At 42.6% G+C, this 24,052-nt stretch carries 24 protein-coding genes; 7 read left to right on the top strand and 17 right to left on the bottom strand.

Annotated features, from left to right (window positions below):
• Positions 1-168: 168 nt before the first annotated feature.
• Both ACEQZT_RS04780 and ACEQZT_RS04775 read left to right on the top strand, forming a co-directional pair.
• Positions 169-327: a DUF1328 domain-containing protein gene (locus tag ACEQZT_RS04780; protein ID WP_370087769.1), complete on the top strand. Its 159-nt coding sequence runs from the start codon at positions 169-171 to the stop codon at positions 325-327.
• A gap of 87 nt (positions 328-414) precedes the next feature.
• The gene (locus tag ACEQZT_RS04775) at positions 415-798 is read left to right on the top strand and encodes a hypothetical protein (protein WP_370087767.1); all 384 of its coding nucleotides are present in this window, start codon (positions 415-417) and stop codon (positions 796-798) included.
• Here ACEQZT_RS04775 and ppk1 read toward each other — a convergent pair whose 3' ends face one another.
• From ppk1 to ACEQZT_RS04705, 14 genes are all read right to left on the bottom strand, one after another.
• Positions 799-2,898 carry a polyphosphate kinase 1 gene (gene ppk1, locus ACEQZT_RS04770; RefSeq protein ID WP_370087765.1) on the bottom strand — a complete coding sequence of 700 codons (2,100 nt, stop codon included), beginning with the start codon at positions 2,896-2,898 and terminating at the stop codon, positions 799-801.
• 77 nt (positions 2,899-2,975) lie between these two features.
• Positions 2,976-3,914: a malate dehydrogenase gene (mdh, locus tag ACEQZT_RS04765; protein ID WP_370087763.1), complete on the bottom strand. Its 939-nt coding sequence runs from the start codon at positions 3,912-3,914 to the stop codon at positions 2,976-2,978.
• Between the two features lie 164 nt (positions 3,915-4,078).
• Entirely contained in the window at positions 4,079-5,200 is a 1,122-nt protein-coding gene (locus tag ACEQZT_RS04760) for an amidohydrolase family protein (RefSeq protein WP_370087761.1), read from the bottom strand.
• Positions 5,201-5,206: 6 nt separating this feature from the next.
• Positions 5,207-5,755, bottom strand: a complete 549-nt coding sequence (locus tag ACEQZT_RS04755; RefSeq protein WP_370087759.1) for a DUF2911 domain-containing protein — start codon at positions 5,753-5,755, stop codon at positions 5,207-5,209.
• 107 nt (positions 5,756-5,862) lie between these two features.
• Positions 5,863-7,344: an NAD(P)/FAD-dependent oxidoreductase gene (locus ACEQZT_RS04750; protein WP_370087757.1), complete on the bottom strand. Its 1,482-nt coding sequence runs from the start codon at positions 7,342-7,344 to the stop codon at positions 5,863-5,865.
• Positions 7,345-7,757: 413 nt separating this feature from the next.
• Positions 7,758-8,489 carry a phenylalanine 4-monooxygenase gene (locus tag ACEQZT_RS04745; RefSeq protein ID WP_370087755.1) on the bottom strand — a complete coding sequence of 244 codons (732 nt, stop codon included), beginning with the start codon at positions 8,487-8,489 and terminating at the stop codon, positions 7,758-7,760.
• Between the two features lies 1 nt (position 8,490).
• Positions 8,491-9,498, bottom strand: coding sequence for a 3-deoxy-7-phosphoheptulonate synthase (aroF, locus tag ACEQZT_RS04740; RefSeq protein ID WP_370087753.1), 1,008 nt, complete (start codon positions 9,496-9,498; stop codon positions 8,491-8,493).
• Between the two features lie 2 nt (positions 9,499-9,500).
• Positions 9,501-10,289 carry a tryptophan synthase subunit alpha gene (trpA, locus tag ACEQZT_RS04735; RefSeq protein ID WP_370087751.1) on the bottom strand — a complete coding sequence of 263 codons (789 nt, stop codon included), beginning with the start codon at positions 10,287-10,289 and terminating at the stop codon, positions 9,501-9,503.
• A complete protein-coding gene (gene trpB / locus ACEQZT_RS04730; protein ID WP_370087749.1) occupies positions 10,274-11,458 on the bottom strand; it encodes a tryptophan synthase subunit beta in 1,185 nt (394 codons plus the stop codon). Before trpB ends, trpA begins: the two co-directional genes overlap by 16 nt.
• On the bottom strand, positions 11,455-12,075 hold the full coding sequence (locus ACEQZT_RS04725; RefSeq protein WP_370087747.1) for a phosphoribosylanthranilate isomerase: 621 nt from the start codon (positions 12,073-12,075) through the stop codon (positions 11,455-11,457). Before ACEQZT_RS04725 ends, trpB begins: the two co-directional genes overlap by 4 nt.
• Entirely contained in the window at positions 12,072-12,857 is a 786-nt protein-coding gene (trpC, locus tag ACEQZT_RS04720; RefSeq protein WP_370087745.1) for an indole-3-glycerol phosphate synthase TrpC, read from the bottom strand. The genes ACEQZT_RS04725 and trpC overlap by 4 nt, the downstream gene beginning before the upstream one ends.
• Positions 12,857-13,849 carry an anthranilate phosphoribosyltransferase gene (gene trpD, locus ACEQZT_RS04715; RefSeq protein WP_370087743.1) on the bottom strand — a complete coding sequence of 331 codons (993 nt, stop codon included), beginning with the start codon at positions 13,847-13,849 and terminating at the stop codon, positions 12,857-12,859. Before trpD ends, trpC begins: the two co-directional genes overlap by 1 nt.
• Complete coding sequence (locus ACEQZT_RS04710; protein WP_370087741.1) at positions 13,846-14,418, bottom strand: aminodeoxychorismate/anthranilate synthase component II; 573 nt, start codon at positions 14,416-14,418, stop codon at positions 13,846-13,848. Before ACEQZT_RS04710 ends, trpD begins: the two co-directional genes overlap by 4 nt.
• Positions 14,415-15,806 carry an anthranilate synthase component I family protein gene (locus tag ACEQZT_RS04705; RefSeq protein ID WP_370087739.1) on the bottom strand — a complete coding sequence of 464 codons (1,392 nt, stop codon included), beginning with the start codon at positions 15,804-15,806 and terminating at the stop codon, positions 14,415-14,417. Before ACEQZT_RS04705 ends, ACEQZT_RS04710 begins: the two co-directional genes overlap by 4 nt.
• Before the next feature lie 249 nt (positions 15,807-16,055).
• On the opposite strand from ACEQZT_RS04705, the gene ACEQZT_RS04700 reads away from it, so the two are divergent.
• Positions 16,056-16,478 carry a TerB family tellurite resistance protein gene (locus tag ACEQZT_RS04700; protein ID WP_370087737.1) on the top strand — a complete coding sequence of 141 codons (423 nt, stop codon included), beginning with the start codon at positions 16,056-16,058 and terminating at the stop codon, positions 16,476-16,478.
• A complete protein-coding gene (locus tag ACEQZT_RS04695; RefSeq protein ID WP_370087735.1) occupies positions 16,459-18,735 on the top strand; it encodes a DUF5916 domain-containing protein in 2,277 nt (758 codons plus the stop codon). The genes ACEQZT_RS04700 and ACEQZT_RS04695 overlap by 20 nt, the downstream gene beginning before the upstream one ends.
• Here ACEQZT_RS04695 and ACEQZT_RS04690 read toward each other — a convergent pair.
• The 3 genes from ACEQZT_RS04690 to ACEQZT_RS04680 are packed head-to-tail and all read right to left on the bottom strand — an operon-like array spanning position 18,732 to position 20,641.
• The gene (locus tag ACEQZT_RS04690) at positions 18,732-19,802 is read right to left on the bottom strand and encodes an alkane 1-monooxygenase (RefSeq protein ID WP_370087733.1); all 1,071 of its coding nucleotides are present in this window, start codon (positions 19,800-19,802) and stop codon (positions 18,732-18,734) included. The two genes, ACEQZT_RS04695 and ACEQZT_RS04690, sit on opposite strands and share 4 nt — an antisense overlap.
• Entirely contained in the window at positions 19,802-20,476 is a 675-nt protein-coding gene (locus ACEQZT_RS04685) for a porin family protein (protein WP_370087731.1), read from the bottom strand. Before ACEQZT_RS04685 ends, ACEQZT_RS04690 begins: the two co-directional genes overlap by 1 nt.
• A 3-nt stretch (positions 20,477-20,479) precedes the next feature.
• Positions 20,480-20,641 (bottom strand): 30S ribosomal protein THX, encoded by a 162-nt coding sequence (locus tag ACEQZT_RS04680; protein WP_370087729.1) that lies wholly within the window; start codon positions 20,639-20,641, stop codon positions 20,480-20,482.
• A gap of 48 nt (positions 20,642-20,689) precedes the next feature.
• Between ACEQZT_RS04680 and ACEQZT_RS04675 the strand changes: the two genes are divergently transcribed.
• The 3 genes from ACEQZT_RS04675 (at position 20,690) to ACEQZT_RS04665 (ending at position 24,039) form a co-directional block, all read left to right on the top strand.
• A complete protein-coding gene (locus ACEQZT_RS04675) occupies positions 20,690-21,931 on the top strand; it encodes a DUF819 domain-containing protein (RefSeq protein ID WP_370087727.1) in 1,242 nt (413 codons plus the stop codon).
• 9 nt (positions 21,932-21,940) lie between these two features.
• The gene (locus tag ACEQZT_RS04670; RefSeq protein WP_370087725.1) at positions 21,941-22,573 is read left to right on the top strand and encodes an alpha/beta hydrolase; all 633 of its coding nucleotides are present in this window, start codon (positions 21,941-21,943) and stop codon (positions 22,571-22,573) included.
• A gap of 107 nt (positions 22,574-22,680) precedes the next feature.
• Positions 22,681-24,039 (top strand): M20/M25/M40 family metallo-hydrolase, encoded by a 1,359-nt coding sequence (locus ACEQZT_RS04665; protein WP_370087723.1) that lies wholly within the window; start codon positions 22,681-22,683, stop codon positions 24,037-24,039.
• Positions 24,040-24,052: the final 13 nt, after the last annotated feature.

Raw genomic sequence — 24,052 nt, 5'->3', positions numbered from 1 at the left:
CGCTTAAAAAAGGCAATAAACAGATACCGCTCTTAAAAATGTTTCTCAAAATGAGAATTACGAAATCAATCTGAGATAAATAGCTAATGGAATTTGGCATTACAGAAGGCATGCACGTACGGCACGATATTCCTATCATCCTCATCATTTCAACTTAAATTCAATATCATGCTTACGTGGACATTAATATTTTTAATAGTGGCGCTGGTCGCTGGCTTATTCGGATTTTCAAAAATTTCACGAGGAGCAGCAGGAATTGCTCGTTTCCTATTCTTCCTTTTCGTTATCCTATTAATCATTTCTTTGATTTCAGATCTATTTACATAGATGACAAATAAGAAAATGAATCGTCTGGGCAAGTTGATTGCGAAATGCTATATGGAATGATATTCCTTCTGTAGCTTTCAACATTCAATGATTTACGACACCTCGTACTCGGATAAAGAAACTACACGGCAAATAGATAAAGCTGTGGGTTCACCCTTTTCTTGGAGAGAGCGCTTACGGATGGGTGGTATTGGATCGAAGCGAATGACTATCCATGCTGTGAGCGAGGAGTACAAAAAGTACATGAATGCCGATCATTATCAATCCACTGCAAACATTGAGTTGAGACCAAAAGGCATCATCTTACACTTCAGGCATAAACTTCAGGCGTACTCATGGGTCATGCCCTTCCAATCATTAACCATCAAATATGAAAACTACTTGCTACTTGAGAGCGATGGAAAGTTTATTCAATTCAATGAACCAGGTAATGAGAAGTTTATAAAAAGGATGATTGATGCTCAGTGCTGATCAGACAAACAATTTAGCTCTCATAATCACCTCACGCTTTACCTTGTAAAACTCTTGGTGGATATCAAATGGTCGCTCACCATTTGGCTCAAGGTGTACGTATGTACCATCCTCCTTCATCTCATAGGTGTTCACATTGTCCTTGAGATTATAAGCCAAAATATTAATAGCCTGCTGCTTTAATAGTGGGTCACTAATGATAAAAAGTGATTCCAACCTGCGATCAAAAGAACGAACCATCATGTCTGCACTTCCACAATAAACTTTCGGGTCATTGTCATTGTGAAAGTAGAATATCCTCGAATGCTCCAGGTACTCTCCTACAATAGAGCGCACAAGTATATTTTCACTCAGGCCTTCTCTTCCCGGACGCAGGCAGCAAATACCCCGCACTATCAGCTTGATTGGCACTCCGGCTTTCGAAGCGCTATACAAAGACTCGATTGCATCTTTATCCTGCAAAGAATTGATTTTAATCACAATCCCACTTGGTTTTCCAGCTAATGCATTCTCCTTCTCATTATTGATCAATGCAATCAGGTCCCGTCTCATATGAGTAGGCGCAGTGATCAGATTGTCATAATCCTCCGGCATAGAATGGCCGGTGATTACATTAAAGAATTCTTGCACATCATTTACATAAGACTCATCTGAGGTAAGCAGGCTTATATCCGTGTACAACTTAGCGGTGGACTCATTGTAATTACCGCTACCCATATGCACATAGCGGGTCACTTTCTCTTTCTCCTTGCGAACGATCAATAACAGCTTGGTATGTGTTTTAAGCGAGCCTACACCGTATATCACAAAGCATCCTGCCTTTTGAAGCCTCTGAGCCTGCTTCATGTTATTTTCCTCATCGAAACGTGCTTTCACCTCAAAGAGTACCGAAACGTGCTTCCCGTTTTCAGCTGCTTTTAACAGAGCCTCTACCACTCTGCTATTTTTGGCTAGACGATAGATGGTGAGCTTTATGGATAGCACATGTGGATCTTCTGCCGCCTGATCCAGCAAGTCTAACAAAGGCTCAATGGTATTGTAAGGATGGTGCAACAGGATATCTCTGTCTTTCAGGATTTTGAACATATCCTGATGTTCCAAGTCACTCATACTTATAGGTGGGGCCGGCTTAGGACGTACCGGAAGAAACGAAACAAAATCTTCGTGATTTACAATCTGCCATAGGCAAGTAAAGTCAATCAGAGAGCCGTCTGGGGTAATGTTTACATTCTCGTTTCCAATCTCGTATCGTTTTTTCAGCTGCTTTATCAGCCAAGGATCAGCGCCTTCCTGCACTTCCATTCTCACCACTCTGCCAGTCTTTCGGGTCTTGAGCTTCTTCTTCATCTCCTCCAGAAAGTTTGCCTCGATATCTTCAGATTCCTCCAACGTGAAGTCTCCGTTTCGAGTCACACGAAATATCGAGCTGGAAATGATTTCAACATTTTTGAAGATGCGATCCATGTGCTGTTGCACAATCTTTTCGATCGGCACAAAAGTTACCTTGTCCTTTTCATTGATCTCAAAAAAACGCGGCAGGTTTTGAGGCAGCTGAATGAAAGACATCTTCTTCTTTTCCCTTGACTTTACCGCCTTAGTTACCACCCCGAAAATCAGGATGTTGTTCATCAGGATAGGGAAAGAGTGGTATGGGTCAAAAACCATCGGAGTGAGCATCGGAAAAATGGTTTTTTCAAAATACCTACTCGCTGATTTTTGTTGTTTCTCGCTTAGCTCTTCGTATCCCCTGATGTCAAAGTTGTGCTTTTTAAAACCCGGTTTGAGATCAATAAAAAGTTGATTCTGCTGCTTCCCGAACTCCTTCAAGCCAGACAGCAATTCATTTTTAAAGGGGATCGCCTGGAGGCCGGAATAGTCCACCCGATCGTTCCCATAATCCAGGTAATTGTACAAACTACCTACTCGAATCATGTTAAACTCATCCGCATTGCTGGACGTGATGGCCAGAAACTTGAGCTTTTCGAACAAATTTCGCTTCTCCTTTCGCGCCTGATCAAGCACACGATGATTGAACTGCAGCCAGCTCAAATCCCGACTGATCAAGTCGCTATTACTGATGAGGTCGTTCGTAGTGTGCATTTGAATACGATATTGTACAAAATAAGCCTGCCCTACCACATGCAGAACAGGCTTAATATTATCTTAAAATTGAAAATTTAAATAATATTCATCTCGGAAAGTACGCCATTGGTTTTGCTTACTGCCGCAGCACTTTCTTCCAGTTTTGCTTTCTCAGCATTATCCAGCTCTATCTCCACGATCTGCTCAATACCATTTCTTCCTATGATAGCTGGCACTCCAATAGACAGATCATTCAATCCATACTCCCCTTCTAGCAGGCATGAACATGGGAACATTTTCTTAGTGTCGCACGCGATGGCTTGTACCATTGCAGATACAGCAGCACCCGGTGCATACCAAGCAGAAGTACCTAATAGTTTCGTCAAAGTAGCACCTCCCACTTTGGTTTCTTCCAGCACGTAGTTTAGTTTGTCTTTACTCAAAAACTTAGAAACAGGGACACTATTTCTAGTTGCCAATCTGGTCAAAGGAATCATGCCGGTATCGCTGTGTCCACCAATCACCATTCCATCCACATCTGAAGCAGGGCAGTCTAATGCTTCTGACAATCTGTACTTAAACCTCGCAGAATCAAGTGCGCCACCCATACCTATGATTCGATGCTTAGGAAGACCCAGTGCTTTGTGAGCAAGATAAGTCATCGTATCCATTGGATTTGATACCACAATGATGATCACATTTGGTGAGTGCTTGATCAAATTCTCAGCTACTGACTTTACAATTCCGGCATTGGTAGAGATTAGCTCTTCACGAGTCATACCTGGCTTACGAGGGATACCTGAAGTGATAACCGCTACGTCACTATTGGCTGTTTTCGTGTAGTCGTTGGTAGTACCGGTGATCTTTGTATCAAAGCTGTTTAATGATGCCGTTTGCATCAAATCCATGGCCTTACCTTCAGCAAAACCTTCTTTAATATCTATGAGTACAACTTCCGCTGCGAAATCTTTGATTGCGATGTATTCGGCACAACTTGCACCTACGGCTCCAGCGCCTACTACGGTTACCTTCATGATCTATTTTAGTTTTATGAATTGAGATAAATTTTTTCAAGCGCAAAAGTAGTGATTAGGCAGGAGAAAAGGACGTTTCAGACGGTTGAATTAGGATTGTGATTTCTTCCAGATTTCTAAGCTTAGCCGGTCCGTAATAGTCTCAAATAGCTACATGTAGATCGTTATTCATCAACTCCTGCAAACAAGCCCCGATCCAATCCTGGAATGACGTTGAGTGCGTTTTGATAGTATATCTTTTTGAGTACACTGTCAGGCAGGTCTAACCCGTACATTTTCCAGTGAGCGTGACGTTTCCGGTAATAATCAAAATATTCGTCGGTTGTCTCCAGTATTCGGAAGTAAGTATAGTACTCTTCCATTTTGTAGGTATCCTTCCCCATCATCACCCGATCCTGATATTGAATCATAAACTTACGGGCAAACCGAGGTTGTCTTCCAAGTTCAGCGATTACTGCTCCAAGTTCAGTGTAAACGTTTGGTAATTCGTCAAATAGAGCTCCCAGCCTTGCCAAGTCATTGCCAAACCATCCTAAGTGTGCATTGATGAATTTAGTATTTGGGTGCTTTCGAAACACATTGTGCTGCTCAGCCATGACATCCTCAAACGATGGATACTTTTTAGGGTCTCTATAGCGTGAGGGAAACTGCTTCAGCTCTAGCCACCTTTCATTATATCGATCCTTTGGATTCCAGAAAGAGTTTGGCTCTCCGGAGTGAATCAGGACAGGAATGCCTAGTTCACCACACTTGAACCAAATGGCATCCAGTCGCGGATCATTTACAGCTATGCGATTGCCTTGATTGTCTTTATCCGTAAGACCAAGGCCCTTATACACCTTTAGTCCTTTCACCCCATTTGCTACGGCCTCTTCTAACATCCGAACTGGTTCCTCAGGCCAGCCTTCATCATCCAGATTTTCAAAATTGATGTTCAGAAAAACAGCGAAACGATTGCCAAAATGTTTGTTCACATTTTCTAAAGACCATTCCAGAAACTTGCCCCTGAATCCACTGAGATTGACCATCACAGCCATATTGAGGGAGTCCATTTCCACCACAAGCTTCTCCAAATCCTGTACTGGCATGAACCACTGATGGTTGTGGACATCAATAAATGGATACTTGGCTCTTTTGAGTAGCGTCTCGGGGACTTTGAGTGAAGAGACGGGTTCATAAACTTCTATGTCCATCACATTAAGTCGGTACTGAATCTTACCAATGAGCCAATAGGTAAGCCCAAGGAAAATTAGTATCGCCAACCCACCAAGTATCCACTTTTTCATTCCAGACTATTGCTGGATTGGAACAGCTACTAAATAATTATCCCAATCAATGTTCATCCAGACGGCTGTAGAATCACTTGAAAAGCTGATAGTCAGCTGCTCTGTAATCTGATCTTTGTAAGTGACTTGTGCCTGAATTTTAGCTACATCAAGCTCATAATCGGGTTCTGCCACAGCAAAGAAAACATCAAGCTCGGAGTTTAAAGAAATCTCAAATACATCGGGACCGGGCACAGCATACATTCTGTACCTACCTGCATCTACCGGCTCCCCGCCAAAGATTACATCATCGCTAAACTCAATCTCCGTGGCATTATTCGCGCCCAACCTCCAGTAAACACCGTATGGCTGTAAAGCTCCATCCTCTTTTTCACCAAAAATCAGCCGATCTTTTTTAAATGGGCGACTGTAGTCTACAGTGATTTCTAATCCATCGGCATTGTAGCTAACAGAGTCCGGGGGGCTCACCGGTTCTGCAATAAATATTACATAGAGTACATAAAGTACAAAAATGACGATCAGGGCCAGCAGGCCTAACAATATTTTTTTAATCATGATTGACAGCTTTTTAGGTTGATTAAATATACTTCAATCTAACTCCAAAACTTCAATTAGGGGAACTTGAAACCTTCAAGTTGGTTTTGAATCTTAAGGAGTCGTCCTTAATTGACTAAATCCTTGTAAGTCTTACCATCCCATACCTGACACCTAATCGCATTTCGCAATACGCGAGGCTTAAACAATGGCTTGCCCATCAGGATTCTTCCACACTCCTGAATTCCCTCTATAATAGATGGGTGTGGGTGTATGAGTTCAGCCAGTTCCTTGATACTACGATCTTGAGAAATAAGCAAAGCAACAGCCTGTATGGCACTAGAAGCATGTTCACCAACCACTCTCATACCAAGAATCTGCATGTCATCATCGTTCGTCACTAGCACTTTGATGAATCCTTCGGTGTTTCTCATTGCAGTAGCCCTGGAAATGGTTTCATAATTCAAGCTCACTGTTTTATACTGCAGTCCTGCTTGTTTTGCCTGTATTTCGTTCATCCCCACACCAGCAACTTCAGGATCAAGGAACATGATGGTTGAGATGTTTTTATAGATTAGTGGCTGCTCAGGTTTTCCGAAAATTCGCTCCACTGCATACCGCCCCTCCAACTCCCCTACGTTTACTAGTGAAATATCTGCAGTGATATCACCAACAGCATAGATATTGGATACAGAAGTTTGAGTAAGATCGTCTTTGATACCTCTATTATCTACCTCCACACCGAGGCTTTCATCAAGCAGCTGATCATACTGTGGCACACGACCAATAGAAATCAAACCTTTTTCAACACGGAAGCTTTCTTTTCTTCCATCGTTATACTCAAGAATATAGACTACCTCGTCTTCGTCTACCTTCATTTCAATGAGTTGTGAATTGCGATGGATAAGTACACCCTTTTCTTCCAGGTTTTTCTCAATCACCTTAACCACATCCTCATCCTCGAAAGGAAGGATACGATCACCTTTATCGATCAAATGAACTTTTGTGTGGCCAAAATTTGAAAAAATAGTTGCAAACTCACACCCGATGACCCCAGCACCTACGATCACGATGGATTTAGGGAATTTGGTCAGATTACTAAGTCCGTCGGAAGTGAAAACAATTTTTTCATCTATTGGGAGGTGAGGAAGTTTACGTGGCACACTGCCAGTAGCAAGCACAATAAAATCAGCTTCCAACGTCTGATCATGCCCATTCCCTGTTACCTCCACTGTGTTTTTACCACTTACTTTTCCCACACCATGTATGTACTCGAACAGTTCATTTTCCAATCCAAGATTGATATTTTCCATATGGTGAGTAAGCAGGCTTACCCGCTGCTCCACCGCTTGAGCCACTTCGTATTTTACTTTTTCGAAACTAAATTCAGTGCTCCCAACATTTAGGGCATTCCCGTGGAGGTTGATCATACGCGCCTCTCTGGATATTTCCCACCAGGTCTTACTCCAGAGTGCTCCCTGGTGGATTCCTGCTCCTCCCAGTTTGTCTTTTTCAATAAGTGCAACACGTTTTCCGAAATCGATGGCCCTCATAGCAGCTGCATATCCTGCCGGACCACCGCCGATGACACAGATGTCAAATTTCTTCATTTGGCTAGGCGATTGTTTGCATAAAGATAAGGATTTGATTGATTCAATCAATCAGAAGAAATACGGAGGGCCCAGGCATGAAAACAAAAAGGGTGAAGAATCAGATTGATCTTCACCCTTTTAATACTGCAACTGCCGTAGCAACTGCAATATTTCAAACTACTGTTCGGAACCCCTTCGGATGCGTCTTCGAGAGTTGCCTCTGCGATCGCTTTTCCTCAACAGTCATTCAAACTTCGCTGACCCAAGCCAAACTTAAAATCAACTTCCCTTTGTCTGACTGGAAACTTACGTTTCAGTTTCCTATCCCTTGTTTGATGATACTAATGTAGAGTATAATTTTACATCTCCAAAGAATGTAACTATCTAGTTTTCAACAAGTTTTCCTTCACTTTTCCACGGGTTTATCCACATTATTTTAAAACCCCTTTCTCCAGCTTAGCAGACATCAATTCTTTAATCTCTGGAATGCTTTCATATAGCTGCTCATACGATTCGGTGATAAAATACTCCGTCTGAAATACATCTTTCCTGTAGGGTGTCTCCAACATATGTTCTATACTGAAGGCATGCTTGGGTGGCTCGTCACTCAAAGAGAACTTCGTCTCGCCGGCAGATGAGAGAATCCCAGCACCATAAATTCTCAGGCCTTCAGTTTCCTGAATCAATCCAAACTCCACCGTAAACCAATAAACACGGGAAAGAAGCTGGATCGCGTGATCATTGCCCACATAACCAAGCCCAATCTTACTGAGCTCCTCCAGAAAATTGACGAAATGCTGATTAGTGAGCAATGGAACATGAGCAAACACATCGTGAAACATATCCGGTTCTTCCAGGTAATCGAGTTCCTTCATCTTCCTCAACCAGGTAGTGGCCGGGAAGCGTTTATTCGCCATCAGCTCAAAGAACGTATAATCCGGCACAATGCCTGGCACCACAGCCAGCTGCCAGCCGGTGGTCTCCTTCAGTATCTTATTGGTCTCATCAAAATTTGGAATGAGGCCAGTTTCAAAATCAGCAATCTTCAGCCCCTCCTTATAAGCATCACAAGCGTGGGTTGGAAATTGTTTCATTTGACGATCAAAGAGGATCTTCCAAACCTCAAAATCCTCTTTCGTATAACTTTCGTAAATCTGCTTCATCCTAGTTAGTGGTCATTCCATTTAATAAATTCAATTTTTCTATCAGCTTACTGGCGTCTGGAAAGTCTAGTGTCTGCTGACCATCAGAAAAGGCCTCCTCAGGTCGGCAATGCGTTTCAAAGATCACACCGTCCGCGCCTGCAACGGTAGCAGCCATGGCCACTGCACCTACATGGTCACGAATTCCAATCCCGTGAGAGGGGTCAGCGATAACAGGAAGGTGCGATTTTTCTTTTAAAATGGGTATTGCATTTATGTCGAAGGTATTTCTAGACGCTTTTTCATAGGTCCGAATCCCGCGCTCGCAAAGGAGCAATCGCTCATTCCCTCCTGAAAACACATATTCTGCGCTATACAACAGTTCATCTATCGTACCGGAGATACCTCGCTTTATCATAACCGGCTTATCTACCCTACCAAGTTCATCTAGCAAATTGTAGTTCTGAGTATTTCTGGCTCCTACCTGAAACATATCTACATAGTCATACATCTCCTCTATCTGAGATACCTGCATGACTTCCGACACGATCTTGATCCCATTTTCCTTTGCCAGCTTATGCCACAGCTTCAATCCATCAATGCCGAGTCCTCGGAATGAGTATGGTGAACTTCTGGGCTTATAAACTCCGCCACGCATAATCTTTACATTATTTGATTTCAGGAAGTTGATGGTGTCCATAATGTTTTCTTCGCCCTCTATGCTGCAAGGGCCGGCCATGAGGGCAAAATGGCCTCCTCCGATTTTTACATCATCTCCAAGATCAATGACCGTCGGGTTCACCTTCCATTTCGCAGAAACCAATTTATAGTCATCTGAAACTACATGAATATCTTTGATCCCTTTCAGATGTCCAATTTTCCGAATATCAAACTGCTTCTTCCCTGTTCCAATCAGGTAACTTCCGTACTGTGTCTGAACATGAGTGGTTTTGTACTTTAAAGACTTTAGCTCCTCTTCTACTAAGGCCAACACCTCACCGTTTACTCCATTTTCAAGTTGTATGATCATTGTTACCCTTTTATGTTTTTAACAAATTGTTTAATCCCAGCCTCAGAAGCATCACCTTTCAGTTGGCGAATGAAGGCACTTCCGATAATGGCTCCATCTGCAAATTCACAGGCTGCATCAAATGTCTCTTTGTCTGAAATTCCAAACCCGACAAGCCTCTTATTTCTTAGTTCCATTTCTTTTATTCTTTTATAATACTCCAGCTGACCATCCTGCACTCCAGTCTTGACACCCGTGATACTCGAAGATGAAACCATATAAATGAAACCTCCTGAATGTTGATCTATCTGTCTGATCCGATCATCAGAAGTGTTTGGACTAATCAGAAAAATATTGTGAAGGCCTTTGGCCTGAAACTGACTTTGATAGCTTTCTAAATATTCCTGCATAGGTAGGTCAGGTACAATTACACCGTCTACTCCAACCTCCGCACATTTATCGCAGAATCGTTGGATCCCAAATTGGATAATCGGATTGATGTATCCCATCAAAAGCACCGGAATAGAAACTTCGTTTCGTAAATTTTCTAGCTGCTCGAAAAGTTTTTGAATTGTCATCCCATTTTCAAGTGCAGTTTGCGAGCTGTCTTGAATGGTAGGGCCATCTGCCACAGGATCACTAAAAGGCATGCCTATTTCCAACATATCGGCTCCTGCCTCTTCCAGCGCTTTTGCGATTCGCACCGTATCATCAACAGAAGGGAATCCTGCGGTAAAATAGATATTGAGGATATCCTTTCGCTCTTCAAAAATCTGATCTATTCGATTTTGCATGGTCAGTACTTTCCCCATTTGATGTATGTTTCTAAATCTTTGTCTCCACGACCTGACAGGTTAATAACGACAACCTCATCTTTGTCAAACTTCCTATTTCCCAATATAGCCAATGCATGTGCTGACTCTATCGCGGGGATAATTCCTTCCAATTTGCTTAGCTCCACACCCGCTATCATCGCTTCCTCATCCGTGATCGAGTAAAACTCTGCTCTCCTCGTATCAGCAAGGTGGGCATGCATCGGGCCAATACCTGGATAATCCAACCCCGCAGAAATACTGTAAGGTTCTACTACTTGCCCATCATTAGTTTGCATGAGTAGCGTTTTGCTTCCATGCAACACACCTGGTTTACCCAATGCGGTTGTTGCTGCAGATTTACCTGTTTGCAAGCCTTGCCCTGCTGCCTCAGCTGCGATCAGGTTGACTGATTCATCTTCCAGGAAATGATAAAAGGCTCCTGCTGCATTGCTACCCCCACCCACACAAGCAATGACATGATCAGGGGCATTTCTTCCTTCAGATTCCTGCAATTGATTTTGTATTTCAGCACTGATAACTGACTGGAACCTTGCCACCATATCAGGATATGGGTGAGGACCCACAACAGACCCTATGATATAATGTGTGTCGGTTGGATTGTTGATCCAGTGACGCATCGCCTCATTGGTTGCATCTTTCAATGTTTTGCTACCGGAAACCGCAGGCATTACTTCAGCACCCAGAATCTTCATCCGCTCCACATTTGGCCGTTGACGAGCCATGTCAATTCCCCCCATATAAACCACACACTCCATACCCATCAATGCACATACGGTGGCAGTTGCTACACCATGCTGACCGGCACCAGTTTCAGCAATGATCTTTGACTTACCAAGTCGTTTAGCAAGCAAAATCTGACCTATGGTATTGTTGACTTTATGTGCACCGGTGTGACACAAATCCTCCCTTTTCAGGTAAATTTTGGTCTTATATTTTTCAGAAAGACGAGAAGCAAAATACAAGGGCGTGGGTCTACCTACATAGGTCTTAAGCAGTTCATTAAACTCATTCTGAAAATCTTCGGACTCAATGATCTTGAGGTAGTTGATTCGCAACTCCTCTACATTGGGATACAGCATCTCCGGAATGTAGGCACCTCCAAACTTTCCATAGAATCCTCGCTCATCTACACTAAAACTGCTCATAAAACTTCCTTTAGTGATTTTACCATTTCGAGATCCTTAAGGCCTGGCTCTAGTTCAAATCGACTATTTACATCCACGCCCACCAGCTTTTCTATCTCCATTGCCTTGATTTTCTCAATATCACTCAGTTGCACACCCCCACTTAAAAGGAAAGGAACGGATAGATTGTAAGTACGCAGAATGTTCCAATCGAAGTGACGTCCTGATCCGCCATAGTTAATGGAAGCGGTATCGAACAGGAAGTAGTCTGCTATTCCTTCGTACTTTTTCGCTACAAATGGGACGGTATCCATTACTCGAAACACCTTGATTATTTTCAATCCCTTCGATTTTAATTGCTTAGCAAAATCTAAATCTTCATCGCCATGAAGCTGTATATATTCGATCCCGTATCGATCAGAGAGTTTGACGATTTTCTCAATGGTTTCATTCACAAATACGCCAACCTTTCGAATACTAATTGGAATTCTCATGATAAAATCCTCATCCATCTCATCCACATATCGAGGTGATTTTGGGTAGAAGATAAATCCAATGAAATCGGGATGCAGATCGATAAGTCCTCGAATGTTTTCGGGATCTTTCATTCCGCACACTTTCAGCTTTAGATCTTTCATATCAGTTGCTTTATAAATTCTTTAGCGGCCTTTTCCGGGCGGCCACTTTGCATAAATGTCTCACCAATTAAGAAGCCCTCAAACCCAAGTTTTTTGAGTTTATTAACCGTTTCAGGATTTGACAATCCACTTTCGGTCACTTTCACAAATTCATTAGGGATTTTATCGACCAGGTTGATGGAGTTCTGCACATCGGTCTTGAATGTTTTCAGATCACGATTATTCACTCCAACTAAATTCACCTTATCCGTCAGGCTTCTCTTTAGTTCATCTTCATTATGAACTTCCAAAAGAACTTCCATCCCCAGGCTTTGTGCCAGTTCTCCCAGACTTTCTATTTCCTTCTTTTCCAAAACTGCTGCAATGAGAAGAATCACATCAGCTCCCAGGGATTTAGCTTCAATCACCTGGTACTCATCTATCATGAAATCCTTCCGTAGAATTGGACAAAAATTGAAAGCTCTGGCCACTTTGAGGTCTTCTGACGTTCCACCGAAATACTCCTTGTCCGTCAAAACCGAAAGGCCAGAAGCACCCGCCTGCATGTATCCTATAGAAGTTCGCTCCACCGATACGTGCGCATTTATGATGCCTTTTGAAGGTGACTTCCGTTTGATCTCAGCGATCACGCCCGACTTATCCGGTCGTTGCAAATACTTTTTTAACGAAACGGGCTGTCCCTCAAAATAGGCACTCTTTTCCAGAAGTTTAACAGGATAAAGCTCCTTGCTGGCTGCTACTTCTTTTCGCTTATTGGCTACTATTTCTGAAAGGATATCCATTAACTATTTACACTTAAAAAATTCTTGAATGATTGTAGGGCTTTTCCGGAAGCAAGTGATTCCCTGGCTTCAGCAATTCCCTCTGAAAAAGATGACTGTTTGACGGTAGAGATAGCCAGGCCAGCATTGGCCAGCACCGACTGACATTGAGCCTCACTTCCCTTACCTTTTAAAATTTGGATAAAGATTGCTGCTGCATCTTTGATGGTTTCACCTCCATGTAGATCTTCTTGTTTAAAACTCGTAAGTCCAATCTGATTTGCTGAAACCAAGGCCTCCTCCCTGTTCGAAATCAATTTAAAATCACTCGTCAGGGAAATTTCATCGTACCCATCCAATGAATGAACTATAGAGAAATTCTTAGAGGTGTTCTGATACAAGTAGCCATAAAGCCTCGCTAGCTCCAAGCTGAATACTCCAACCAATTGATTTGGTGGAAATGCAGGGTTCACCATCGGTCCGAGCATATTGAAAAAGGTTTTTACCCCAAGCTCCTTTCGAATAGGTGCCACATTCTTCATGGCTGGATGAAACAGGGGCGCATGCATGAAGCAGATTCCTGACTCATCCATCGATCGCTTCATTTGATCCGGATCACCTGAGAATGTTACCCCGAGATATTCGAGCACATTCGAGGAACCACTCACTGAAGAGACTCCATAGTTTCCATGCTTGGCCACATGGACACCAGCTCCGGCTACCACAAATGACGAAATGGTAGAGATATTAAAGGTATTCTTGCCATCTCCTCCGGTACCGCACACATCGATGGCGTTGTACCCTTCCAAATCAACAGGATTACATAGCTCCAACATCGCATCACGAAAGCCTTCCAGCTCCTCTACACGAATCGCCCTCATCAGGTAGACTGTCAGGAATGATGCAATCTGACTATTGTTATACTGCCCTGTTGCAAGCCCAGTAAGGACCTCCTTAGCCTCTTCACGTGAGAGGGTTTGGTTATTTATTAAACGATTGAGTATATCCTTCATAGCGACAACCAGTTTTGGATTAGCTTTTTTCCATGTTCTGTCATGATTGATTCAGGGTGAAACTGAACCCCTCTGACATTGTATTGCTTGTGTCGAACAGACATAATGTTTCCATTCTCAGCTTCGCTTGTTACTGCCAATATATCAGGAAGACTGTCCTTTGCCACCACCCAGGAATGATACCTGCAAACATTGAATGTAGAAGGAAGTCCTTCGAAAAGTAGGTCTTGTGCTTTTAGTGTGATTGGAGTCACCATTCCATGATAAACCTGAGGAAGGTTGAAAAGCTTTCCACCAAAAACTTCAGCTATACCCTGATGTCCTAAGCAAACACCTAAGATATTTTTGGTTGGTGCATACTTCTCAATAACCTGCGGCATGAGCCCTGCATCTTTTGGGAGACCCGGACCCGGCGAAAGTAGGATGTGACTAAAAGGCTCTACTTCACTTAGTTCAAATTTGTCATTGCGCATTATCTGCATTGACTCCTCATACCCTAGTTCTCTCAAAATATGAACCAGGTTGTAGGTGAACGAATCGTAATTATCTATTACCAATACCTTTTTCATAATCGCTCAGCTTCTTTTATTGCATGTTCCAATGCTCCAATCTTATTGAAAACCTCCTGAAGCTCATTTTCAGGTTTCGATTGGGCTACAATTCCTGCCCCTGCTTGGAATTTTAGCCTGTTGTTTTTACTCATAAAGCTCCTGATCATAATGGCATGATTGAAGTTTCCATTAAAATCCATAAATCCGACAGCACCGCCATAAAAGCCACGAGGTGTATTTTCATTTTCTTCGATGATCTCCATCGCACGTATCTTGGGTGCCCCTGATAAAGTGCCTGCTGGAAAAGTCTCAGCCACGATATCCATAAATGAGGCATCAGATTTCATCTCACCAGTTACCTTGGATACCAGGTGAATGACGTGCGAGTAATATTGTACCTCTTTGTAGGTTTCCACTTTTACATTATTACAACTGTGGCTTAGGTCATTACGCGCCAGATCCACTAGCATTACATGCTCAGAATTTTCCTTGGGATCATTTAGAAGCTCTTCTGCCAATTCAAAATCAGCCTTATCATTACCTGTTCGCTTGAAAGTCCCGGCTATCGGATGAATCTCCGCCTTCCTGTCTTTCAGGACGATTTGTGCTTCCGGGGATGAACCAAAAATCCTAAAGCTGCCATAATCAAAATAAAACAGGTATGGTGAGGGATTAACCGATCGAAGCGTACGATAGACCTGAAAGTCATCCCCTTGATACGGTACTTGAAAATTTCTGGACAAGACGACCTGAAACACATCTCCAACGTGACAGTGATGAATTCCTTTCTTCACAGATTCCAGGTATTCCTCGTCTGTCTTATTTGAAACTTTATCACCCGTAACCTTGAATGGGTATCCCGGAATATTACGCTGCTGAATCAAAGAGACCACCTCATCGAACAAGCCGTCATCTTTCTTATTTACATATGATTCAATAATGTGACACTCATTTTTAAAATGATCTAGAGCGATGATAAACTGAAACAAATGATACTGTACAATTGGAATTGAACGGTCTGTCTCTTTTAACTTCAGATCTCCGAACTCCGCTTTTGCATCATAATTGAAATAGCCAAACAGGCCGGATCGGATATAGCCATTGTCAGCAATTTTTGTTTGAAAAGATTTAGTAAAATCACTGATCTCATTTTTTAAATTAGTTAGTGGATATTGCTCAGGGGCTGTTCCGGGCATACGCTTCTCAACATCTCCATTCTCCACTTTTATATGGGCCATAGGAGAACAGCAGATATATGAAAAGCTGTTTTCAGCACCATGATAGTCTGAACTCTCCAATAAAAAGGAATTGGCGAAGCGATCGCGTAACTTAAGGTAGATACTTACCGGAGTAATAGTATCCGCCAAAATGGTACGTTCACGGGTCTTTATTTCTATTTTACTCATTGGTATAAACAAAAAAAACCCTGACGAAACTGTCAGGGTTTAGGTATATTTTTAAACACAGCAGTAGCTCGTCAACAATCAGGATTGTCGATATGCCACCACCAATATTTGTTTGTCATCATCATTACGATCGCTAAGCTAATTGCATTTGTAATTAAAATGCAAGGCTCTTTCAAAATTTATAAACTATTTTTAATCCGCTGGTGTAAGTGCATCCCTCGATTAAGGTTTTTAAACTAAATTTCCGCCATGTTATCGCATGAAGAACAAATAAGCATTTTAGCACATCTATCTAAGGCAGACAATGTAGTGGCTGAGGAAGAATATAGATTAATCATGTTTATCGCAGATGGACTTGGCGTTTCTGAGGAAAAAACATCAGAACTTATAAACAACCCTCGTCCAATTCCTAAACTTAAGGATCTACCACCCGATGAGAAATTCAACTATTTGTTCAACATCATCAGAATGATGAAGGCAGATGGCAAGGTACACTCGAATGAAATCAAATTTTGTGAAAAGCTCGCTTTGAATCTTGGATACAAGCCAGGGGTGATTGCTGATCTTTCAGCATATATCTATAAAGACCCAAGCATTAATTCTAACAGGAACTTCTTAAGATCAGTGGCTGATCAGCACCTGATACCGATGGATGAACGGAACGAAGGGTAAACTTTCCATATTTTTTGCTTTTTTATGGTTTACAATTCAGGCTCAAAACGAACCTGATCAGGTAAGCTATGCTGTTCAAAAAACAGATGGCTTCATAGAACTCGATGGACGTCTGGATGAAGATGTGTGGCAAACCCTCCCCAGAGGAGGTGGATTTGTCCAGATATTTCCTACGGATGATCAGCTAGCCAAGGACAGTACTCAGTTTATGATCACCTACACAGATAATTCCATCATTATTGGGATCATCTGTTATGATCAACTGGAAGGGGGTTACATATCTACAACCCTTCGAAGAGATTTTAACTGGGGATCCAATGATAATGTAGCAGTTTATATAGATCCATATAATGACAAAACCAATGGGTTTTCCTTTCAGGTCACTCCCAACAATGTGCAGCGAGAAGGGCTGGTTCTACTTGGCGGTGACGTAAGAGACGACTGGGATAACAAATGGTATAGCGCGGTTCATCAAGGTGACGGCTTTTGGTCAGCTGAGCTTTCTATTCCATTTAAAACGATAAGGTACAACAACGATCCTCAATGGAATATTCAAGTTTTAAGGAACAACCTAAAGCGAAATGAACAAAGTGCATGGATTCAGGTACCGCAGGGATACCGTCCCAGCAATATGACCTTCTCAGGTAAAATGCTGTGGGATACTCCTCCAAAATCAGCCGGCCCCAACATGACGGTCATACCCTATGTAGCCTCGAGTGCTGGCAAAGATCATGCAGCTGGTGAATCTACTGAGTATAAACTGGATGCAGGTTTTGACGCAAAAATTGCAGTTTCCAGCTCGCTAAACCTGGATCTAACTTTTAATCCAGACTTTAGTCAGGTAGAGGTTGATCAGCAAGTGACTAACCTTCAACGTTTTGAAATCTTTTTCCCTGAGCGGAGGCAATTCTTTTTGGAAAATCAGGACTTGTTTGCTGATGGAGGTTTTGGCCGATCCAGACCATTTTTCTCACGGAGAATTGGAATCCAGGGGTCTGGGGATACCAGAAGGAATGTACCCATCATTGCCGGTGGTAGACTCAGTGGGAAAATCGGGAGTAAATGGAGAGTAGGTGCTCTCAACATGGTGACAAATAGAGATGAAACGAAGGATGAAATTTCACCAGCTCAAAACTATTCTGTAGCTGTACTTGAACGTCAGATTTTTCAGCGCTCAAGACTCAGTGCCATATTCGTAGGAAGAAATAACCTGGGCAATGCGGCAGTAGAATATGACTCAACCACTCTAGCAGAGACTGGACAGTTGAGAGACTTTGAAGGTAATGAGCTTTCACCCAGTGATACCTTAATTACGCTAAGTGAGTACAACTATGTGTATGGATTGGATTACAACCTGGCAACTGTAGATAATACATGGGAGGGTGACTTTTTCTATCACCGATCAGCTGATCCAAATGTGAGCGCTGATGGAAAGTACGCCACAGGAGCATTTCTTCGCTATCAAAAACCTGAGTTTGGAATTCGAACAAACTTTCAACGTATTGGTGAAAATCACAATGCTGAAGTGGGATTTGTTCCTAGACCCGGAGTGACTAATTATGGCATTGGCTCAGAATATAATTTCTTTACTGCTGACGGAAAAGCAATACAGAGGCACGGTCCTAGATTGAACTTTGGAGGGGTATTGACTAACGAATGGGACAGGTTGGACAATGATGGAGGATTTGAGTACGGGTTTTCATTTTTGAATACCTCATACTTAGAAGTTGGTGCAAACTGGAACTTCGTGTCCCTAACTTCGTCATTTGACCCATCCGGGTCAGATGGGTTGGAACTGGAAGCAAACACCACTCATGATTGGTACAGATACAGAATATTCTACCGTACTGATAGGCGAAAAAATTTCATCTTTAGAGCGTTTGTTGGCAATGGTGGCTTCTTTAATGGCAAACGATTCAATGCCGAGTTGGGGCTTACATTTAGGTTACCACCAATTATGCAGGTGGAGTTAAATGGTGAGTACAATAAAATCAACCTTCCTGATCCTTATAGTGATGCAAATCTCTACCTGATCGGCCCGAGGATTGATCTAACTTTGAGTAACAACATCTTCTTTACCACTTTCATTCAGTACAATTCGCAGCAGGAAAATCTAGGTCATAATTCAAGATTTCAATGGAGGTTCAAGCCCGTGTCGGATATATTTCTGGTGTACACAGATAATTATGTTACTGATGGATTTCAGACTAGAAATAGAGCCATCATTTTCAAAATCAACTATTGGCTAAACCTCTAGGCAGCCTGAGCCAGGCCTGACTCTCTCATCTTTTTGATACGTGGATTCATAACCGCAAACCATAATGGAGGAATGGTTGCCAGTATCATCATGCCTGGATAGCCCGTAGGCATCTGAGGACTTTCATCAATATGACGAAGGATTTGATACTTTCTACTTGCTATGTAGTGATGATCAGAATGACGTGATAGCTCAAACAAAATAATGCGACCAATTTTGTGGTCTGAATTCCATGAGTGATGTGGCATCACACGCTCATAAGCATCTCCTTTCTTGTCCCTCTCCAGTCCATAGTGTTCGATGTAGTTGACCGTCTCCAGCAGCAGGAATCCCATCACAGCAGCTAATATGAAATAGCCCATCACAGTCCATCCAAATAAAAATCCAATACCTAATGTAAACGCCACCTGAATAAGTTGAAATTGAATCATTTCATTGCTTATTGAAAAAGACGACTTTCCTTTTTTAGCAAGGCGGTTAGCTTCCAATTTCCAGGCTGACAGGTACGCAAACACAACAGAGCGAACCCAGAAAGTATAAAGCATCTCACCGTAACGTGCAGAAGATGGATCTTCCTTGGTACTTACATTTTTGTGATGCCCACGGTTGTGTTCAATGAAGAAGTGCATGTATAGGGACGTCATCAAAAGCGCCTTGGCCATTAGCTGCTCATACCAGGTTTTTCTATGCCCCAGCTCATGTGCAACATTGATTCCGATCACACCACACATCAATCCCATGGCAGAGATTCGTCCCACCTTATCCACCCATGTGAGTCCCACTTCCTGCATAGAAAACAAAAACGTAACTAATAGGGCGAACTGAATTGGAACCATAATATAAAGTTGCCAATCGTAGATTGGGTCATCCTTTCTTAACGCTTCCTTCTCTTCAGTTAGATTACTCGGATCTGGAGTGTAGGCCAGCTCCAAAAGCGGGATAAAAATAAAAGACTCGATAAGTGGCAGATAGGTGATCCAACCTTTAGAGTTAAAACTGATCCATGCTAAGATCGGCAGAACCAAAACGTTCATATACCGGAGTGCATTCAGTTTTTTTCTATTCATTAGTTTTTACTAAAAGAGATCATATATCCAAGGGTCACCCCGACCGACCAATGATTCGAGAGATCGGGTGTTTCATCCACCAAATCCCCAGGGTCAATAAAATTACTGAAACTATAGGTAAAAAATCCTTCCAATTGGAAAGTGCCTATGGATAGGTCTCTAAAAATTCCACCGCCGAGTCTGGCACCATACCCAAACTCACGATCGCGATCCTCCTCGTATGTATAAAAGTCTGCTCCTCCCCGATTGTCTGCTGCCGGCTCAGGATCTTTATCCACACTCATCAAAATCTCAGCATAAAGCCCGGCTGAGATGAAATATTTGTTTTCTCCTCCAAAGTACCCAATGCCTTCCAGGGGAATCTCTAAATAGTTCATCCTTGCTGTATAAGATGGCTCATCGGTTAGGAAGGTTTGCTTCCACCCTTTTTGCACATAATTAACCCCAAGCTGAATACCCGAATTCAAAAATGTATCTCCCGGCTTTGGTAGGTATTTAATGAATACGCCACTATTTACACCCGGCAAGAAACTAGCATTCAGGTTGATGTTGAAAATGGTATGTTCAATAAATGCTGAAGATGCATGGCCTCCTGCTTTCACTCCCACATATGTCTTTTGCGCCACTGCCGTATTAATAAAAAATACAGCGCAGATTAGCCACACTAATCTCATTATCTATTTCTTTTTTGATGACTTTTTAGTCGGTTGTGCTTCCACTTTCTTGTTTGCGCTTCTGGGTCTTTTTGCACCATAAGTGCCCATGGCGATTTTACCTCTTCGGGTTTTTTTATCTCCTTTTCCCATAATCGTATTTTCTTTCAAAAATAAAATATTCATGGATATGCTCAATGGAAATGATTATTCTTGAAGCAAATTGACAAAACTATGGATCAACCTATCATCACAAATGATGCCGTGATTTTTGGAATACTCATGCTTATGTTGGGCGGAGTTTTCTATACCTCTTCTTTAGATCATCCAGGATGGAAAAAGTTCTACTCCTATGTGCCAGCGCTTTTGGTATGCTACTTTCTACCATCATTGATGAAGGCCGTTGGATTGATCGATCCTTCCCAATCCAACTTATACTTTGTGTCTTCAAGGTATCTACTTCCTGCCAGTTTGGTGCTACTCACCATCAGTGTTGATTTGAAAGAAATTGCCAAGTTGGGGTCAAAGGCTGTGATCATGTTTGTAACCGGGACCGTTGGTATCATGATAGGTGGGCCACTCACCATCATCATTTTCTCACATATAGCTCCTGATCTAGTGGGTGGAGTAGCTCCTAATGAGGTATGGAGAGGGATGACCACCATAGCCGGGTCGTGGATAGGTGGTGGTGCCAATCAAGCCACCATGAAGGAAGTTTTTGAGGTAAGTGATGAATTGTTTTCCACGATGGTAACGGTGGACATTATTGTCGGAAATGCATGGCTTGGGATTCTGATTGCAGGAGTGGCTGTGACAAAACTGATAGATCGAAAACTCAAGGCAGATTCCTCAGCGATTGAGTCGTTGAAAGTAAAAATGGAAAACTATCAGGCCAGCGTCACTCGGATTCCAAATTTGACAGATCTGATGAAAGTACTAATGGTTGGGTTTGCCTGCACGGGCTTTGCCCACTTTTGCAGTGACCTGATTGTGCCTTATCTCGAGCAGTTTCCTGCCCTTGAACAATACAGTCTCACCTCCGGATTTTTCTGGATTGTGGTGATTGCTACAACTCTGGGGGTGATCCTTTCATTCACGAAAATGAGAGAACTGGAAGGAGTAGGTGCATCACGCGTTGGACGAGCTTTTATCTATATTCTGATAGCAGCTATTGGTATGAATATGGACATTCTGGCCATATTTTCTAATCCCGGATACTTTTTCCTAGGCATCACATGGATATTATTCCATGTCCTTTTGCTGGCTATTGTCGCCAAACTGATCAAGGCTCCTTATTTCTTTATTGCGGTAGGTAGTACAGCTAATGTGGGTGGTGCTGCCTCTGCCCCAGTTATTGCGTCTGAGTTTCATCCTTCTCTAGCTCCTGTGGGGGTGCTGATGGCTGTACTGGGTTATGTGCTAGGAACCTATGGGGCTTACCTATGTGGACTGATGATGCAAATGGTGGCGGGGTAATCTTATTATATGAGTACTCAGTCTCACATTGATATTTCAATAAAGGCCTCTTTCTATACGCTCAATAGGCTTACAGAAAAAACCGAACGGGTGTGGCTCATCTTTCATGGCTATGGCCAGCTTGCTGAATATTTCATCAAAAAGTTTGAGGTGCTTGATCCAGGTAACAACTTCATCATTGCTCCGCAAGGACTATCAAAATACTATCTGGAAGGTGTATATGGACGTGTAGGGGCTTCATGGATGACTAAAGAAGACCGACTAACGGAAATTGAGAATCAGTATTCATACATAGACACAGTACTTGGACAATTCAATATTTCTGATAAAAAGCTTATCTACTTTGGCTTTTCTCAGGGCACAGCCACCATGGGCAGATATGCCGCTCACGCCAAAAATCCATTTGACCAGATGATTATATGGGCAGGTACTTTCCCTCCGGACACCAATCCAAATGACTGGAATTTCCTAACTGGAAAAGAAGGCATTCACTATTATACCAGCCGGGAAGACATCTATTTCAAAGAAGAAATGATACTAAATCAGAATGAAGTGGTGAAAACTGCTATGGGCCGGGAGCCAGAATTGCACTGGTATGAAGGTGGACACAGGGTGATCCCTGAGATAGTAGCTAATTTATAAACATCCCCTTCTACCCCTCATACCTCTTTACACTCCCTTCAAAGCATGAATTTTTCACTGATCAAATGAGCTAATAATTCATCATTCATATTTTCTAATTTTCGATTATGAAAAAAATAGCAACGCTCCTATTCCTAATCCCAATCCTTTCTTTAGCACAGCATGAGGAAACCATTAAAAAAATCTATGATGAAGCCCTGACCAATGGACATGTATATGAAGATCTACGTGTTTTGTGCAAAGACATTGGCAGCCGATTGTCGGGCTCCCCTGAAGCGGCGGCAGCCGTGGAGTACACCAGGCAACTCATGGAGTCCTATGGATTTGATACTGTGTATTTACAGCCTGTGATGGTGCCTCACTGGGTTCGTGGGAAGAAAGAAATTGTTCGAGCTATTAATTCAGATAAACACGGAACCTTTGAGATGAATGCACTAGCTCTGGGAAATTCTGTTGGTACTGGTCCTGCAGGGGTGCTTGCTGAGGTGATTGAAGTAAGTGGAATTGATGAAGTGAATGAACTGGGCAAAAAAATGGAAGGTAAAATAGTTTTTTACAATGGAGCAATGGACCCTACCATCATCAACACCTTCGGAGCTTATGGAGGGGCTGTAATCCAGCGATCTTCCGGAGCTTCAGAAGCAGCCAAATACGGGGCAAAAGCCATCATTATTCGTTCAGTTACTAATCGAAAGGATGACATCCCTCATACAGGTTCTCTCAACTATAAAGCACTAATCAACCAGATTCCTGCTGTAGCTATCAGCACCAATGATGCCGACAAACTGAGCCAGGTTTTAAAAGAACAAAAACTGAAGGTATATATTGAAACACACTGCCAGCAACTGCCTGACGTCCTATCCTATAATGTGATTGGCGAGCTGCGGGGTTCGGAGTTCCCAGATGAAATCATTGCTGTGGGTGGTCATTTAGATTCCTGGGATGTTGGTGAAGGCGCTCATGACGATGGTGCCGGGTGTATGCAGGCCATAGAGGCCCTAAGACTTTTCAAAGCTTTGGGTATCACTCCCAAGCGAACGCTTAGAGCTGTGATGTGGATGAATGAAGAGAATGGATTGCGAGGTGGACGTGAGTACGCTCGGGTAGCTAAGGAAAAAGACGAGAAGCATATCGCTGCACTGGAATCTGACTCAGGTGGGTTTCAGCCATTAGGCTTTTCCTCCTCTGGCACGGATGAACAACGAGAACAAATCAAAGCATGGAAAGACTACTTTCTTCCATACCGTGTTTGGGATTTTGATCAAAATGGTGGTGGTGCGGACATTGGTCCACTAAGATCACATGGTACCCTACTGATCGGCTTAAGGCCCAGCACACAGAAATACTTCATCTACCATCACACTCCTGCGGATGTATTTGAAGCAGTGGACCGGCGAGAGCTGGAACTAGGAGCTGCCAGCATGAGTGCGATGGTTTATTTATTGGATAGAGAGGGGTTGAAGTAGAAGAGGATATTTA

This window comes from Ekhidna sp., assembly GCF_964218185.1.
Lineage (GTDB): Bacteria > Bacteroidota > Bacteroidia > Cytophagales > Cyclobacteriaceae > Ekhidna.
The sequence above is the reverse complement of the archived record's forward strand: the minus strand, read 5'-3'. Positions and strand labels throughout refer to the sequence as shown.